At 54.8% G+C, this 16,637-nt stretch carries 15 protein-coding genes; 9 read left to right on the top strand and 6 right to left on the bottom strand.

From position 1 onward, the window contains the following. Positions 1–144: 144 nt before the first annotated feature. Positions 145–813 (top strand): DUF2268 domain-containing putative Zn-dependent protease, encoded by a 669-nt coding sequence (locus tag AC0T7J_RS23265; protein ID WP_473797675.1) that lies wholly within the window; start codon positions 145–147, stop codon positions 811–813. A gap of 49 nt (positions 814–862) precedes the next feature. Here the strand turns inward: AC0T7J_RS23265 and ahr are convergent, their stop codons facing one another. Both ahr and AC0T7J_RS23255 read right to left on the bottom strand, forming a co-directional pair. After that, positions 863–1,879, bottom strand: coding sequence for an NADPH-dependent aldehyde reductase Ahr (gene ahr / locus AC0T7J_RS23260; protein ID WP_473797672.1), 1,017 nt, complete (start codon positions 1,877–1,879; stop codon positions 863–865). A 104-nt stretch (positions 1,880–1,983) separates the two neighbouring features. Beyond that, the gene (locus AC0T7J_RS23255; RefSeq protein ID WP_473797668.1) at positions 1,984–3,957 is read right to left on the bottom strand and encodes a methyl-accepting chemotaxis protein; all 1,974 of its coding nucleotides are present in this window, start codon (positions 3,955–3,957) and stop codon (positions 1,984–1,986) included. A gap of 360 nt (positions 3,958–4,317) precedes the next feature. On the opposite strand from AC0T7J_RS23255, the gene AC0T7J_RS23250 reads away from it, so the two are divergent. Next, positions 4,318–4,557: a type II toxin-antitoxin system RelB/DinJ family antitoxin gene (locus AC0T7J_RS23250; protein ID WP_473797665.1), complete on the top strand. Its 240-nt coding sequence runs from the start codon at positions 4,318–4,320 to the stop codon at positions 4,555–4,557. Continuing rightward, positions 4,557–4,844 carry a type II toxin-antitoxin system RelE family toxin gene (locus AC0T7J_RS23245; protein WP_473797663.1) on the top strand — a complete coding sequence of 96 codons (288 nt, stop codon included), beginning with the start codon at positions 4,557–4,559 and terminating at the stop codon, positions 4,842–4,844. The genes AC0T7J_RS23250 and AC0T7J_RS23245 overlap by 1 nt, the downstream gene beginning before the upstream one ends. A 38-nt stretch (positions 4,845–4,882) precedes the next feature. Here the strand turns inward: AC0T7J_RS23245 and AC0T7J_RS23240 are convergent, their stop codons facing one another. Further along, positions 4,883–5,179, bottom strand: a complete 297-nt coding sequence (locus AC0T7J_RS23240; protein WP_473797660.1) for a hypothetical protein — start codon at positions 5,177–5,179, stop codon at positions 4,883–4,885. Positions 5,180–5,380: 201 nt separating this feature from the next. Here AC0T7J_RS23240 and AC0T7J_RS23235 point away from each other — a divergent pair, with 201 nt between their 5' ends. Next, positions 5,381–5,557: a con-10 family general stress protein gene (locus tag AC0T7J_RS23235; RefSeq protein ID WP_009093122.1), complete on the top strand. Its 177-nt coding sequence runs from the start codon at positions 5,381–5,383 to the stop codon at positions 5,555–5,557. Between the two features lie 73 nt (positions 5,558–5,630). Here AC0T7J_RS23235 and AC0T7J_RS23230 read toward each other — a convergent pair whose 3' ends face one another. Then, entirely contained in the window at positions 5,631–6,527 is an 897-nt protein-coding gene (locus tag AC0T7J_RS23230) for a LysR family transcriptional regulator (protein WP_473797655.1), read from the bottom strand. 203 nt (positions 6,528–6,730) lie between these two features. Between AC0T7J_RS23230 and AC0T7J_RS23225 the strand changes: the two genes are divergently transcribed. Together AC0T7J_RS23225 and AC0T7J_RS23220 are read left to right on the top strand one after the other, a co-directional pair. Next, positions 6,731–7,855: an MFS transporter gene (locus tag AC0T7J_RS23225; RefSeq protein ID WP_473797738.1), complete on the top strand. Its 1,125-nt coding sequence runs from the start codon at positions 6,731–6,733 to the stop codon at positions 7,853–7,855. 68 nt (positions 7,856–7,923) lie between these two features. Beyond that, positions 7,924–8,949, top strand: coding sequence for an alpha/beta hydrolase (locus tag AC0T7J_RS23220; RefSeq protein ID WP_473797652.1), 1,026 nt, complete (start codon positions 7,924–7,926; stop codon positions 8,947–8,949). Positions 8,950–9,008: 59 nt separating this feature from the next. Here AC0T7J_RS23220 and AC0T7J_RS23215 read toward each other — a convergent pair whose 3' ends face one another. Beyond that, positions 9,009–12,113, bottom strand: coding sequence for an efflux RND transporter permease subunit (locus tag AC0T7J_RS23215; RefSeq protein ID WP_473797649.1), 3,105 nt, complete (start codon positions 12,111–12,113; stop codon positions 9,009–9,011). 288 nt (positions 12,114–12,401) lie between these two features. Between AC0T7J_RS23215 and AC0T7J_RS23210 the strand changes: the two genes are divergently transcribed. Together AC0T7J_RS23210 and yajD are read left to right on the top strand one after the other, a co-directional pair. Continuing rightward, on the top strand, positions 12,402–12,569 hold the full coding sequence (locus AC0T7J_RS23210) for a hypothetical protein (RefSeq protein WP_009093121.1): 168 nt from the start codon (positions 12,402–12,404) through the stop codon (positions 12,567–12,569). A 334-nt stretch (positions 12,570–12,903) separates the two neighbouring features. Then, a complete protein-coding gene (gene yajD / locus AC0T7J_RS23205; protein WP_003850685.1) occupies positions 12,904–13,251 on the top strand; it encodes an HNH nuclease YajD in 348 nt (115 codons plus the stop codon). A gap of 173 nt (positions 13,252–13,424) precedes the next feature. On the opposite strand, the gene AC0T7J_RS23200 is transcribed toward yajD, so the two are convergent. Continuing rightward, positions 13,425–13,955, bottom strand: coding sequence for a cyclophilin-like fold protein (locus AC0T7J_RS23200; RefSeq protein WP_473797645.1), 531 nt, complete (start codon positions 13,953–13,955; stop codon positions 13,425–13,427). A 267-nt stretch (positions 13,956–14,222) separates the two neighbouring features. Between AC0T7J_RS23200 and AC0T7J_RS23195 the strand changes: the two genes are divergently transcribed. Further along, on the top strand, positions 14,223–16,550 hold the full coding sequence (locus tag AC0T7J_RS23195) for an FdhF/YdeP family oxidoreductase (protein ID WP_473797642.1): 2,328 nt from the start codon (positions 14,223–14,225) through the stop codon (positions 16,548–16,550). Positions 16,551–16,637: the final 87 nt, after the last annotated feature.

The raw sequence follows: 16,637 nt of genomic DNA, 5'->3' as shown, positions 1-16,637 counted from the left end.
TTCTGGAAAGTGCTTTTCGTTATCGGGCAGCAGCGATCACGCTCTCTGCCGTTGTCTATTGAAAGCATTGCCGGGTAAGGTATGAGTGGGTCCTGTCGATTCCCGGACCTCTGTTCTGATTAGCCACTACTGACAGGAGAGTCTGTGAACAACTTATGGAAATTGCACTGGCTGGAGGCATCGGGCGATGTTGAGCCTTACAAACCGGCCATAGTCAGGGCCACTGAGATTGCCTGCGAGCACCTCTCCTCCGTGACGCGCATCCCTCGCCTGGATATTCTGGTTCAGTGCATGCCGGGGGCAGTAATACCTGAAACCGGTTTCGCAGGCCGCGCTTATAGCCCCGCACTGTTCGGCCTGGCCATTGACCCGGCAAATCTCAATCTGCTTCAGATGCTAGAAAATGGCACGCTGGTACGTCACATCCTGCATGAAGTTCATCACTGTTTACGGATGCGTGGACCGGGGTATGGCTGGACGCTGGGTGAAGCGCTGGTCAGCGAAGGTCTGGCGGGTCAGTTCGTCTGCTGGCTGCTTAAAACCGCACCAGAGCCCTGGGAGCGAGCCATAGGGCTGAGCGAATTGCAGGCTAACCCAGTGACGCTGGCAACGCTCCAAAGCCCTGATTACGATCATTCTGCCTGGTTTTTCGGCACGGGAGATTTTCGTCGATGGTATGGTTATACGCTGGGTTATCAGATGGTTGCCGCCTGGCACCGTCATAACGCGGAATGTGCGACAGAGCAATGGTTCAGCGTGACAGCCGACGAGGTGATTGCTGCGGGCCTGGCTGATGGGTTGCTGACAACATGAAGATAAAAAAATGCCGCAGCAGGCTGCGGCATGTCATTTCAGATTTACATCAGAAATCGGCTTTCAGTACCACACGGTAACTGGCTTTACCGGCGCGGACGTGATCCAGCGCTTTGTTGATGTCAGACATCGGGAAGAACTCAACCTGTGGGGCAATATCCGCACGCGAAGCAAGGCGCAGCAGCGAACGCAGCTGGCCTGGTGAACCAGTTGATGAACCGGTCACTGCTTTGTCGCCCAGGATCAGATCAAAAGCACTCACTTCAATGGGCTTCATCACGGCACCCACTGTGTGGAATTTACCCTGAGGTGCCAGCGCAGCAAAATAAGGTTTCCAGTCCAGGTCGACCGCCACGGTGCTCAGGATGAGGTCAAAACGACCCGCCTGCTTCTTCAGGGCTTCAGGATCACGGCTGTTAACCACTTCATCCGCGCCCATATCCAGGATTGACTGCTTCTTATCCGGCGTTGAGCTGAATGCCACCACTTCGGCACCCATTGCGTGCAGGATTTTGATCGCGATATGGCCCAGTCCGCCGATACCAATCACACCCACACGGCTGGTCGCTGTGATGTTGCTCATCAGCAGCGGTTTAAACACGGTGATACCGCCACACAGCAGCGGACCGGCGCTCGCCACATCCAGTTTTTCCGGCAGCGGGATTACCCACTGCCAGTCAGCCCGCAGCTTCTCAGCAAAACCACCTTTGTTCATGATGGTCGGGATGCTGCCCTGCTGACAGTTAACCTGCTCGCCGTTGATACAGGCATCGCAGTGCTGACAGCTTTTCGCTGTCCAGCCAATCCCTACACGCTGACCGACAGAGAGGCCTTTGCTTTTAGCCGCTTCGCCCAGGGCAGAGACCCGGCCAATCACTTCATGTCCTGCAATCACAGGGAACTGAGAGATGCCCCACTCGTTGTCGATCATCGACAGATCTGAGTGGCAGACGCCACAATATTCGACCTGGACTTCGACTTCTTCGGCTGCCAGTTCGGCGGCATCGTACTCATAGAGTTCAAGGGCCTGGCCAGCCTGCATGGCTGCATAACTTTTAATTTTCATTCATACCTCTGCGTGGTTAATCACCGACAAGTGTAACAACTGAAAGCCCGGCCTGCCTGGCCGTTGCGCTTACACCGCACTTTTTTGTCCTTTATGCTGATAAATCAGCTCCTAACCTGCGCACCGGAAAGAGTTTGTAACACCTTGAGTTGCGCGACAGCTTCCTGCATCGCATCCATCCCCTGTGTCAGTTCGCGCAGGCTGCCGAGGTGCTTCGCAATGTCAGCGCGCTCATGTCGCGTCTGCTGATTCATGGCTGCCAGTGTATCGGCCGCACTGATACTGCGTTCCGCCATCTGCGCAGCGGTCTGCGCAGAATCACTGGCCACCAGCCGGATGCGAGAGATGGTGCTGACCGCCTCACCGATGTTACTTGCCGTAGCTTCGGCCTGCTCTTTCGAGGAGTGCGCCAGACGACGAACTTCACCCGCGACCACGGCAAATCCGCGGCCTGCCTCGCCTGCACGTGCCGCTTCAACGGCGGCATTCAGCGCCAGGATGTTGGTCTGGAAAGCAATATTGCTGATGCCATGCGTAATTTCATTGATGCCGTTGGAAATTTTCTCCAGATCGTCAAGCCCATCATCAAGCCGCCCCTGCGCCTGCTGACTCTCAGTGGCGATATTACTGATGTTACGGATACTGCTTTCTGCGAGGCTCAGCGTTTCGCCCTGGCTCTGGGTGGCCGTTTCGAGTACCGGCAACGCCTCCATCAGCGGCGTCAGTGCCTGCTGATAATTGATAACCCGATCCAGCACCCGCGTCTGAATGCTGTTCAGTGCTTCCCAGCGGCGCAATGCGCGCTGCGCATAATGTGCTGCGTAGCCGGCATACTCCACCGGGAACTGGCTCATCGCTTTGACGTCATGATTAAAGAAGACCAGCGCAGAGAGCGTCTGATTGATAGGCACGCCCAGGATTTCGCCAAAGCTGGAAAAACCGGCGGCGGCAATCCCTTTGAAGAAATGGGCATCGTGCAGCTTACCGGCATTGCCGACCCGGCGCAGAATACAGTCGTTCATCAGAATAGCGGCCGGTTTGCCGTGCTGAGCGGTAAAAGCCTGCCACTCCTGCTGCGTCGTCTGTTTAAACTCTTTCTCCTCCATCAGGAACAGCCGATCACCAAACTCAAGATCGCAGAAAAACTGTACGCCACCCGATTCAATTTTGGCGATCGAGCGAATGAAATACTCCCCACCGACTTTAACGCCGAAGGTTAATCCTTTTAGCCGTTCGGTCAATTGCGCTTCGTTGCAGTTAAGATGTTCACACAGCGACGCGACAAACGGCTGCTGCTGCCCCTGTCGGTTGAATACCGAGGTGACGGTACGCGCAACCGGATCGGCTTCGGCAATCAGCCAGCTCTGATCGCGTGGCGTAAAGTTCTGGCTCTTAAACGGCGCAAATGATTTCCCGGGCGCCATCTGACAGAAGACGATCACGGCTTTGCCCTGCAGTACCTTGCCACCTGTACCAATCCAGGTTCCATCAAACGTGATTTTGCCCCCCGCTGAACCGCCAATTGCCAGGCAGGGAAAACGCCCGCTGTTATACCAGGCCTGCATCAGAAAACCTTCTGAAGCGGACAGTCCGTCGCAATAAATCATGGCGAAAGTACGATCAGCTGAGAGCGGCATCTGCACCTGTAAGCGTGCCAGCTCCTGCTGGATGGCGGTGATGCGCTGGCTGGCGGTCTGCGTGTCGGCGATATGCAGATCGACGATATGCGTCTCATGATGTGCGATCAGTGTGTCCGGCAGCCAGAGATAGCTTCCCTCCTGGCCATTGCCGTCACAGTAGGTGCTTTGCGATCGGCTGCTGCTCAGCGCGCCGTTGGAAGAGAGCGTCAATACCGTCAGAGCGGAAGAGTTGAAGCGCTGCCAGGCCTGACTGACTCGCTGAAAATCAGCTTCAGGCGGAACGAAGGTCATCAGGATCCCGGCCGCGCGTGCGCTTAACCCCATGGAGGCCAGTGACTCTGGCAACGCACGGCAATCGTAGGTGCCATTGGCTGGCTGACTGCTACGCCAAAGACGGGCAACAGGCAGGCGTCTTTTGATCGTCTTAATGATCGACATATTATTATTTTCGCTTTTATTTGAGTAATTTGCGCTTAGATTAGCGCTTTCTGGTGTGTATAAAAGGAGGGCTAAAAGCAGGTCCGTTCGCGTTCAGAACTCGTCGCGGAGTGCCGGGTTCATCAATGATCAGCGCGCTCAACGCCAATGGGTTATCGCCAGCAGCGGGAAAAGCTTTAACGATTGCTGCAGTTGGTTTAATGAATGAATATGTTACATTTTAGTAGCATAAAATAACACGAAAAAGTCGTCTGGCGGTCAGATGTATAGAAGTGCTGGTGACTGGTGTTGACGGTTTGCGATTCAGGCTCACCAGTGCGATAATTGTAATGACATATGTAAATACAAAGGGGACGCACCGTGGGCACAATTAATATTCGAATCGATGATGACCTGAAGACACGATCCTATGCTGCGCTCGAAAAAATGGGTGTAACGCCTTCTGATGCGCTGCGCCTGATGCTTGAATATATTGCCGATAATGAACGTCTTCCCTTTAAGCAGACGTTACTCAGTGACGAAGATGCGGCGTTAGTAGAAATAGTCAAAGAACGCCTGCGAAACCCTCAGCCTGTCAGGATCACGCTGGATGACCTTTAATGACCTGGCAACTGGAGTTCGATCAGAGGGCATTGAAAGAGTGGCGCAAGCTGGGCCCTACAGTCCGTGAACAGCTTAAAAAGAAGCTGGCTGAGTGTCTTGAATCACCCAGAAATGAGGCGAATAAACTCAGCGGGATGCCAGACTGCTATAAGATTAAGTTAAAGTCATCCGGTTACCGCCTTGTTTACCAGGTCATTGATAACCGGGTGGTCGTTTTTGTCGTAGCCGTCGGGAAAAGAGAGCGCTCAGAGGTTTATTCTGCCGCATCCAGGCGCATTACTTAAAGCGGACAGCTTCAACACCTGAGCGGCGCTATTCCTGTTTATCTGTCACTCTGCTGTTGCCAGTGCTGTTCGCAGCGCGCACGCGCTTCGGCAGGCAGATCGCGTAAATCTGGCAGCGTATCGCCGGAACCGTAGCCCATAGATCCTGTCGCTTCCTGCTGTTCATCCTGCGCAGCGAAAGTGATTCTCTCTTCCAGCGGCTGCCAGCTATCGCCCTGCTGCTGGTAAATTACGGCAAAAGTAGGCGTCTGTGCATCATCGCCGTAGATTTCATATTTCTGTTTCTGCTCGTCAGAACCCAGCTCAAGCGTGTCGATTAAGGTCGCATTACTCATAGCATTCTCCTTTTTCGTCAGGTCTGTAAGCGTAGTTCATCTCCTGTGGCTCTGCCGCCGCGAAAACCCACCGTAAAATTAATATCTGGATTATCAACGATTTCAGGATATGCATTTGCATAAACGAAGCGGGCGTCTATGCTTTCAGATGTGACTAGCTAGTCCTTTTTATCTTATGGAACATTGATATGAGGTCTTCCTATGACACAACAGAAATACAGAGGCGGTGCCGGTAATTTTGCCAACGATCCAGAACGGGCGAGTGAAGCTGGCAGTGCAGGAGGCAAAGTCAGTGGAGGCAATTTCAAAAATGATCATGAAAAAGCCAGGGAAGCCGGTCGGAAAGGAGGCAAAATTAGTCGCCGTCCTTCTAAGTAATTCTGAATAAAGCGCTTTAGGACGTTTTACGCCATGGAATGGCATCTCTTCAGTCACACTCAGAGTCTGTTCGTCATTCCCCCTCTTTCAGTCTTAATGCCTCTCTGACCAGAGTAAAAGCGGGAGAGTGCTGCTTGCGGCTGGGATAATAGAGATAATAGCCGGGAAACGGCTCGCACCAGCGCTCCAGTACCCGGATCAGCTTGCCCTGATCCAGACCTTCTGCGACTTCCTGTTCAGGCAGGAAAGCGATACCCAGCCCGGCGAGCGCCGCTTCTGCGATGTGTGCCGAAGTGTTGAACGTCAACTGTCCATCAACCCGCACATTTAACGGCCCCTCTTCACCGTCAAACTCCCAGACGTACAACCCACCCGCTGTCGCCTGCCGCATGTTGATGCAGTTGTGTTGCAGCAGATCCTGCGGACTCTCCGGCGCAGCATGACGACGAAAGTAGTCGGGCGTGGCTACCGCAGCCATTCGTAATGGCGGGCTTATCGGCATCGCCACCATGTCTTTATCAATGGTGTCTCCCATCCTGACCCCTGCATCAAATCGATCGGCCACGATATTGCGTAAGCCATGATTAGCATCGAACTCAAGCCGGATATCAGGATAAGCCGCCAGCAATGGCGTCAGTTTTGGCATCAGGAGCGAGCTCAGAATATGCGGCCCGCAGGTGATCCGTACCGTACCGGCTGGCTTGTCACGCATCGCGGTCAGCATATCCAGTTCCGCCTCAATTTCATCGAACCGATTGCCAATTGCCTGGATTAACCGTTCACCCGCCGCGGTCGGAGAGACGTTACGGGTCGTGCGGGTAAGCAGCCGAATCGCCATCCGGTTTTCCAGCGCGGTAATGGTCTGACTTAACGCGGGCTGCGTCACGCCCAGCAGCGCTGCCGCGCGGGTAAAGCTACCCTCACGCGCCACGGTAATAAAAGCCTGCAGGTCATTCATGTTGCGCTTCATACTGCACTCCCCCCCGACATATTTATAAGGTTTTCTTATAACCCCATTAAGGATTTATTAGCTAGTCAATATAAAGCGAAACAGTAAAATTTCCTGAGTTCATCAGCACCGCAAACAATGAAACAGGACACAACATGACTTCCACGGAAACAACTGACTGTTCCCCCCGGCATAAAGAAGCGCACTGGGGTGGTGTCTGGGCAATGACGCTGTGTGTATTCGCGCTTATCGCCTCTGAATTCATGCCGGTCAGCCTGTTATCGCCGTTATCACAAGATCTGGCGGTCAGCGAAGGTCTGGTCGGACAGGGCATCGCTATCTCTGGCGCACTGGCAGTGATCACCAGCCTCTCAATAACCCGCATCGCAGTGAACCTCGACCGCAAAAATCTGTTGCTGGCGCTCACGCTGCTAATGGCGCTATCCGGATTGATGGTGGCGATGGCACCCAACTATCTGACTTACATGACTGGCCGGGCATTGATTGGCGTGGTGATTGGCGGTTTCTGGTCGATGTCAGCGGCAGTCGCTATCCGGCTGGTTCCCACCGGGCAGGTGCCGCGCGCGCTGGCCATTTTCAACGGCGGGAATGCGCTGGCGACGGTTATCGCTGCACCGCTGGGCAGCTATCTCGGTTCTGTCATCGGCTGGCGCGGGGCTTTTTTCAGCCTGGTGCCGGTAGCCTTGATCGCCCTGCTCTGGCAGTCGTTAACGCTGCCATCAATGCCAGTCGATTCGGCCCGGCAGCGCAGCGGAAAAATCCTGCAGCTGCTGCGTTCGCCGCTGGTTACGGTGGGTCTGACCGCCTGCGGCCTGCTCTTTATGGGCCAGTTCACCCTGTTTACCTATCTCCGCCCGTTTCTGGAAACCGTGACACAGGTTGACGTTTCTGCGCTTTCACTGGTGCTGCTGACTATTGGCATCGCCGGCTTTATCGGCACGCTGATTATCGGTGCTGTTTTGCAGCGCGGATTCTATCTGATCCTGATGATTATCCCGTTGATTATGGCGCTGGTTGCGGTGCTGCTCATGGTGTTCGGTCATCACCTGTGGCTGGTAGCGCCACTGCTGGGCATCTGGGGACTGGTGGCAACAGCGGCACCAACCGGATGGTGGGCCTGGATCGCCAGAACCTTTCCGGATAATGCCGAGATCGGCGGCGGATTAATGGTTGCCATCATACAGCTGTCGATTGCTTTAGGGTCGACGCTGGGTGGCCTGGCCTTTGACCATGCAGGCTGGCAGACCACCTTTGCCATCAGCGCCACATTACTGGTCACTGCCGCCGGACTGGCGATGATTACCGCTCGTAAGGAAAGCGCTGCCTGATAGCAGATTGGTTGTTTAACCGGGCAACCCGTTGCCCTCACGTCGTCAACCCCGATAAGGATCTTCTTATGAGAGCATTAACCCTGATGTTTGGACTGTTGATCAGTTCATTTGCGGCCAGCGCTGCCGATATGTCACGCGGCGCCGATAACTTTTATCAAAGCGATAAAGTCACCCGCGAGAAAGTCACCTTTAAAAACCAGTATCAGATGGGTGTCACCGGCACTCTGTTCAGACCAAAAGAGGCCGGTAAAACGGCGCGCCTTCCGGCGATTGTGGTAGGTCATCCGATGGGCGCAGTCAAAGAGCAGAGCGCCAGCCTCTACGCGCAGAAAATGGCTGAGCAGGGATTTGTTACCCTTGCAATTGATCTTTCATTCTGGGGCGAAAGTGAAGGTCAGCCGCGCAACGCGGTCTCTCCGGATATTTATGCCGAAGACCTCAGTGCCGCCGTGGATTACCTGGGTACGCGCGAATTTGTCGATCGCGACAGGATTGGTGTGCTGGGCATCTGTGGCAGTGGCAGTTTTGTCATCAGTGCAGCTAAGATTGATCCCCGCATGAAAGCCATTGCGACCGTCAGCATGTATGACATGGGATCCGCCAACCGCAATGCGCTGAATAAAAGCCAGACACTGGCGCAGCGCAAGCAAATCATCGAAGCGGCTGCACAGCAACGCTATGCAGAATTCACCGGGGGTAAAACTGCGTACACCAGTGGTACACCACATAAAATCGATGCTGATTCGCCTCCGATAGCCAAAGAGTTCTATGATTTTTACCGGACGCCTCGCGGTGAGTTCACCCCGAAAAACAGTTCAGCTGCGCTGACCACGCACCCGACGCTCACCAGCAACGTGAAGTTCATGAACTTCTACCCTTTTAATGACATTGAGTCCATCTCACCGCGCCCCATGCTCTTCATCACGGGTGATAAAGCACATTCACGCGAGTTCAGCGAAGATGCGTTCCAGCGTGCGGCACAGCCCAAAGAGCTCTATATCGTGCCTGATGCAGGCCATGTGGACCTTTATGATCGCACTGACCTGATCCCGTTTGCGAAGCTGACCGCCTTCTTTAAACAGCATTTGTAATCTTCTGCTGAGCATCAATTCCAGCCCGTCTGCATCTGCCTGCAGACGGGCTTTCTGCGCTACTTACCCTCGCGATGACGGGTCAGATAGTGCTTCACCAGCACAAAGAACAGCGGAACAAAGAACAGCGCCAGAACCGTGCCTGCCAGCGTGCCGCCGATGATCCCGGTGCCGATGGCGATGCGGCTGTTAGCACCGGCACCCGTCGCCACCGCCAGCGGGATCACCCCGGCGATAAAGGCCAGCGACGTCATCATTATCGGCCGCAGACGGGTTCGCGCGGCCTGCAACGCAGCCGCACTCAGCGAACTTCCCCGACGAACCGCATCCTCCGCAAATTCGATGATCAGTATTGCATTTTTAGAGGTGAGTCCGACCGTGGTCAGCAACGCTACCTGGAAGTAGATATCGTTGCTTAATCCGCGCAGTGCCACCGCCAGCACGGTACCCAGCACGCCGAGCGGCACCGCTAACAGCACGGAGAAAGGCACCGACCAGCTCTCATACAGCGCAGCAAGACAGAGGAACACCACCAGAATCGAGATGGCATACAACGTGGTTGACTGCCCGCCCGCCTGCTTCTCCTGCAGGGAAAGCCCGCTCCATGCCCCCGTCGTCCCTGCCGGAAGTTCATTGGCCAGTCGCTCAATGGTGTTCATGGCATCGCCAGAGCTGAACCCTTCAGCGTTCTGCCCCTGTATTTCGTAGGAGGCAGAACCGTTGTAACGGTTAAGGCTTTCGGGTCCCATGGTCCATCGGGTCGAGGCAAACGCAGAGAAAGGCGTCATGGTGCCTTCACTGTTACGGATGTACCATTTATCCAGATCCGAAGGTGATGAACGATACTGACCGTCGCCCTGTACATAGACCCGCTTTACCCGACCCCGGTCGATGAAGTCATTGATATAAGCGCCGCCCCAGGCGCTGGTCAGCGTATCGGTTACGTCATCCAGCTGCAGTCCCAGTGCCACCGCTTTGCTGGTATCAATATCAACCTGCAACTGCGGCGTTTGCGGCAGAATATTCGCCCGCACGCCGATCAGTTCGGGGCTTTTCGCTGCGCTTTGTAAGAGCTGATCGCGCAGGTTGCCCAGTTGCTCACGCGTGGTGCCACCACTGGCCAGCAGCTCATAGGTAAAGCCGTTGTTCTGTCCCAGACCCGGCACCGACGGCGGCGTCAGCGCAAAGATCTGCGCATCCCGAATCGACGCCAGCGCATAGGTGGCGCGTCCGGCAATCGCTTCGGCAGAGTTTTCACTACCCGGTCGCTGATCCCAGTTTTTAAGCTTGATAAACGCCATACCGGCATTCTGCGCAGCACCGCTGAAGTTAAAACCGTTGATGGTGAAGATCACATCAATATTCTGTTTCTCTTCAGTCAGGAACCAGTCAACTATCTGCTGATTGACCGCCTCGGTGCGGCTGGCCGTGGCACCCGCTGGCAACGTCGCCTGAAGCATGATGCTGCCCTGATCTTCGGTCGGCAGGAAGCTGCCCGGCAAGCGGGTAAACATCACAAACAGCACCACGCCCATTGCCGCATAAAGCGACACCATGATCACCGGACGGCGCAGAGTGCTCACCACTTTGTGACGATACTGGCGCTCGGTGGCGGCATAAAAGCGGTTAAAACCGCCAAAGAAGCCTTTACGATGGGGTGAGGTCGGCCGCAGCAACATGCCACACAGTGCAGGCGTCAGGGTCAGTGCCACTACCACGGAGAAAGTCATGGCGGCGATGATGGTGATGGAGAACTGCCGGTAAATTACACCGGTCGACCCGGCGAAAAAGGCCATGGGCAGAAATACCGCGGAGAGCACCAGCGCGATAGCCACCAGCGCGCCGGAGATCTCTTTCATCGATTTTTCCGTTGCCTCACGCGCCGGCAGACCTTCGTCATGCATAATGCGTTCAACATTTTCGACGACCACGATCGCATCATCCACCAGCAGTCCGATGGCCAGCACCATCGCAAACAGCGTCAGGGTATTGATGGTGTAGCCGCACAGCGCCAGTACGCCAAAGGTGCCGAGCAGTACCACCGGCACCGCCAGCGCCGGGATCAGCGTCGCACGGATATTCTGCAGGAACAGGTACATCACCACCACTACCAGCGCGATCGCTTCGATTAGGGTGATCACTACATCCTCAACGGAGATTTTGATGAAGTCAGTACTGTCGAGCGCATAAGCCACCTCGTAACCTTCCGGCATTGAGTGGCGATACTCTTCAACTTTGTTTTTCACCAGCGTCGCGGTCGCCAGCGCATTCGCGCCCGGCGCCAGCATCACACCGACACCGGCCGCGGGATGCCCGTTGAGTCGCGTGGTCATGTCATAGGATTCGCCGCCCAGTTCCACTCGTGCGACATCACCCACCCGCACAATGGCACCGCTTTTGTCGCTTTTAACGATGATGTTGCGGAACTGCTCCGGCGTCTGCAGGCGCGACTGCGCTCTGACCGTGGCGGTGAGCTGCTGATTCTCGGGCGATGGCAGACCGCCGATTTTACCGGCTGAGACCTGAATGTTCTGCGAGCGTATCGCCGCCGACACGTCCGAGGGCTGCAACGCAAAGGAGTTGAGTTTGTAGGGATCGAGCCAGATGCGCATCGCATACTGACCGCCAAACACCTGAATATCCCCTACCCCTTCGGTTCTGGCCAGCGGCTCCTGCATATTACTCACCAGCCAGTCACCGATATCGGTGCTGTTGCTCTTTCCGGTCGTGTCATACAGGCCCATCACCAGCAGGAAATTTGACTGCGATTTGGTCACGGTAACGCCAAGCTGCTGCACTTCGCTGGGCAGACGGGAGAGCGCCTGCTGCACCTTGTTCTGCACCTGCACCTGCGCGGTATCCGGATCGGTGCCCTGACTGAACGTCACGGTGACCGACACATTCCCCTGCGAGCTGCTGCTGGAGGTAAAATAGAGCAAATTATCCAGCCCGGTAAGCTGCTGCTCGATCACCTGCGTGACGCTGTTCTCCAGCGTCTCCGCAGAAGCACCGGTGTACGTTGCGCTGATATTTACCGAAGGCGGCGCAACATCGGGATATTGTTCAACCGGCAACAGGGTAATGGAGAGCGCGCCAAGCAGCATGATTAAAATGGCAACAACCCATGCGAAAACAGGACGATAAATAAAAAAACGAGAAAACATCAGCGGGATCTCTTCCTTTTGGGCGGGTGCAAAACCTGCATTCCTGCAGGTCAACAAACTGCGTTGATTATAGGGTGTAACCTCAGGCTGAACATCCTGACATTATCTTTTCTTAAAGCTGAGGGATCGAAACGTGACGCTGCATTTCGATTTATCACGGGTTTAGCGGGTCTGACCCCCGGTGGGGTACTAAAGAGAAAGCCGATGCAGAACGAATCTGATGATGCATTAAGCAAAATGGTGAGCTCTGACTATCCTCAAATAAAGGATATTGATCAGGAGAAAACCATGAAATTTTTCTACTTCGTTTCGCTTATCGCTTCTGCCCTCTATTTACTGGCCTTCCTGCCTAAACTCCGCACCCGTCGTGAACCCATAGCCTACTGGGGATGCTGGACTTATCTGGGCGCCAACGCCATTTTCTGGGCCGTTTATGGTGTCATGCATTACATTTAACGTCATTTTTTAAGCAAAACGGTAAACAGGGACGTTTAGGGCACTATCCTGCTGATTAATGGGGTTAGCACGAGCGGGATCGTAGAGATTTATTATTTTTGAGATGTCATCACAGCGACAGGATTTTGTGCCTTCTTACAGGCCCGGCAGTTATACAGAACTGCGAGACGTGCTGGAAAAATCATATAAGGCGGCTACGCTGATTTTAAGCTAACCCTCTGGGTCTTAAAGCCTCCCGTCCCGCGGAACACGATGATTTCTTCTTCTGTTCCGTTATGGGATATATTGGCATCACTATCATGAAATTTTCTCTGCATAACAGGTTATCCCGGTAATGGCTCTGATCCCTAAAAACTACACGCGGCTGGAAAGCGGCTACCGTGAGAAAGCACTTAAAATCTATCCGTGGGTGTGTGGACGCTGCTCACGCGAGTTTGTCTATTCAAACCTGCGTGAACTGACGGTTCACCATATCGATCACGACCACACCAACAACCCGGAAGATGGCAGTAACTGGGAGTTGTTGTGTCTCTATTGTCATGACCACGAGCACTCAAAGTACACCGAGGCTGACCAGTATGGCACCCGTGTAGTAGCGGGCGAGGACGCACAAAAAGATGTCGGTGAGGCTACCTATAATCCGTTTGCTGATCTGAAATCGATGCTGAATAAGAAGAAGTAATGGCTGAACTGTCAGGCTGGTCGACCGGCCTGACAGTCTTGCTTCCTGAAGAGGATCACAACGTCTGGCCGCGGCCAGAACGCAGTGTAGTCCGTTATGCCAGATGCCACACTGGCCAGACTCAGCGCGATAGGAATCCTTTACCTGTCGGTTATTTCAGATTTTGATATCAGTCATGGCCGGGTGAACCGTACGTCAATCCCCCTCTCACCGACACTCTTTTTGAGACTACCTGTCGACAGCACCTTTCCTATTGGCGTGTAGCTATAGGAGGTGTGGAATGTCTCATAAAAAAGAACCAGTGTCTTAATGCCATAGAGCATCACATCGCCCTGCTGGATCGTGCCGGGTTGGTGCGGATCGTTATTAAGAGCAGCAGGCAGGTCTGCAAACTTCTCGTTGCCGTTCAGCTCCTCCATCGTCATGGTCAGCGGGAGTTGCTGTACAAATGCTTTCGCGGTGGCGTTATCCGCCAGTGCAATCTCATACGACTGATGGTTGATCGTCATAATAATCTTTATGGGACGCAGCTCTCCTGCCCGAACCTGGCCACTGGCTTTAACGGGCATCAGACCAGAGGTGGAAAGTAAGACAAGCAAAAATAAGGCTCTTTTCATAAGGTTGCTCTCCGGATTATGGCGCATCTGTTCAGACATGGAGTGCGTTACTGCGATCGCCGTACAGCCCTGAATAACCTGGCTCACTTACCCGTCGTTGCCTGATGGTAACGATTTATCCTTCCCCCTTTCCCTGCACCATCAGCCTGTCGGCGGAACTCGCGCACCGCTTATTCTGCAACCGCCCGGATGCGCTGCGCTTCATCTGATGTGCTGAACTGATTTGCGGCTTACGTTTCGGACTGTCGAAACATTTTGAGAAATATTTTCCCTGAATAACAGCCCGTTTCCACGTTGTTGCAACTCTTTCTGTACCAGGCTTAATAAATAACAACAGAGACAATGTGGAGCATTATGAAAGAGCAAAATCGCACAAATGGCATCGCTCCTTATGGGGGCGCTGCCGGAGGCTGGGGCGCATTGAAGGCGGTTGCCGATGCTATCCGCGGCCAGATGTCAGTGAAACAGGATGTGATCGCCCTGTTTAAAGTCAACCAGCCGCAGGGCTTTGACTGTCCGGGCTGCGCCTGGCCCGACCCGCAACATGCCTCGTCTTTTGAGTTCTGCGAAAACGGCGCAAAAGCCGTCTCCTGGGAAGCGACCAGCAAGCGCACTACACCGGAATTTTTTGCCGCTCATACTGTGACAGAACTGTGGGAGCGCAGCGCACTGCACCTGGAGGGCGAAGGCCGCCTGACCCATCCGATGAAGTACGATGCCGCTACCGACACCTATCAACCCATCGAATGGGAGACGGCGTTCCGGGAGATTGGTGAGCATCTGCGCAGTTACGACGATCCGGACAGCGTCGAGTTTTATACCTCGGGACGCGCCTCCAATGAAGCGGCGTTTCTGTGGCAACTCTTCGCCCGCGAATATGGCACCAATAACTTCCCTGACTGCTCAAACATGTGCCATGAACCGACCAGCGTCGGGCTGCCAGAGTCAATTGGCGTCGGCAAAGGTACGGTAGAGCTGGAAGATTTTGATCACTGCGACCTGGTCCTTTGTATTGGCCACAACCCAGGTACCAATCATCCGCGCATGCTGGGCACGCTTCGGGAAGTGTCGAAACGCGGTGCCACTATTGTGGCGATCAACCCGCTGCGTGAACGTGGCCTGGAGCGTTTTACTTCGCCGCAGAGCCCGATTGAGATGCTGTCAATGAGCTCCACTGAGCTGGCGTCGACCTACTACAAGGTCAGGGTGGGCGGTGACGCAGCGATGCTGAAAGGGGTGATGAAGATCCTGCTCACTATGCACGAGGAGGCGCTGAGCAAAGGCGAACCCGGCGTCATTGATGAAGCGTTTATTACTGAGCACACTGAAGGCTTTGACGCCCTGAAAGCCGATCTGGAGAGCACGGACTGGGAGCATATCCTGAAAGTCTCGGGCATGGCGCGTGAGGAGATCCAGCATATCGCCCGGCTCTACGCCAGCGCTGAACGTACCATCATCTGTTATGGCATGGGCATTACCCAGCACCAGTACGGTACTCAGAACGTGCAGCAAATCGCTAATCTGCTGCTGATGCGCGGCAATATCGGCAAGCCGGGCGCCGGTATCTGTCCGTTACGCGGTCACTCCAATGTGCAGGGCGATCGCACGGTGGGCATCACTGAGATCCCACCGCAGTCGCTGCTTGATAGCCTGGAGAAGGTGTTTGGTTTCCGCCCGCCACAGAAGCATGGTCACGGCGCCGTTGAAGCGATTAAGGCCATGCGTGATGGCAAAGCCAAAGCGTTGCTCTGTCTGGGCGGCAACCTGGCAGAGGCGATTTCCGATCCACAGGTCACGTTCCCGGCGATGCGCAATCTTGATCTGGTGGTGCATATGGCGACCAAACTGAACCGCTCGCACCTGTTACTGGGTAAACATAATTATCTGCTGCCGGTGCTGGGCCGAACAGAGACCGATGTTCAGGCAACCGGCGCGCAGAGCGTCACCGTGGAAGATTCGATGTCGATGGTGCATGCCTCACGCGGTTCGCTGGATCCCGCCTCACCCCATCTTAAGTCTGAACCGGCGCTGGTCGCCTCACTGGCGAAGGCAACGCTGCCGGACAGCGTGGTTGACTGGTCGGCCATGGCAGCCGATTACAGCCGCATCCGCGATGCCATTGAAGCGGTGTTCCCGGCGTTTGAAAACTTCAATGAGAGGATTAAGCATCCGGGCGGATTCCGGCTGCATAATGCCGCCTCAGAGCGCGTCTGGCTCACCCCCTCTGGCCGTGCGCAGTTTAAGGTGATGCAGGGCATCAATGAAGATCCCCGCTCACTGAAGTGCCATGATCTGGTACTCACTACCCTGCGCAGTCACGATCAGTACAACACCACGCTGTACGGACTGAATGACCGCTATCGTGGCGTGACAGGCCGCCGTGATGTGCTGTTTATCAATGCGGAAGAGGCGGAGAAACGACAGTTACGGGTCGGTGATCGTGTCGATCTGATGGCGCTGGACCCGGATGGCAATCCCACCTCGCGCCAGATGAAAAACCTGACCATCGTGATTATTGATATGGCCCCAGGTTCGGTGGGCGCTTACTACCCGGAGGCCAATGTGATGGTTCCGCTCGACAGCCACGATACCAAAAGCGGCATTCCCGCCTATAAAAGCATTCCGATATCCATGAAACGTGTAACTGACGAGACCCAGACGACCTCAGGCGTTTTACGCTAGTCAGGCGTCTCAATACGTGAATGTTGCCAGCGTGGCCGGTGCTCCGGTCACGCTGTTTTCGCTTTTTCACCCTGCAGGCATCCTGTT

The organism is Pantoea sp. E956-1, assembly GCF_982223955.1.
The sequence above is the reverse complement of the archived record's forward strand: the minus strand, read 5'-3'. Positions and strand labels throughout refer to the sequence as shown.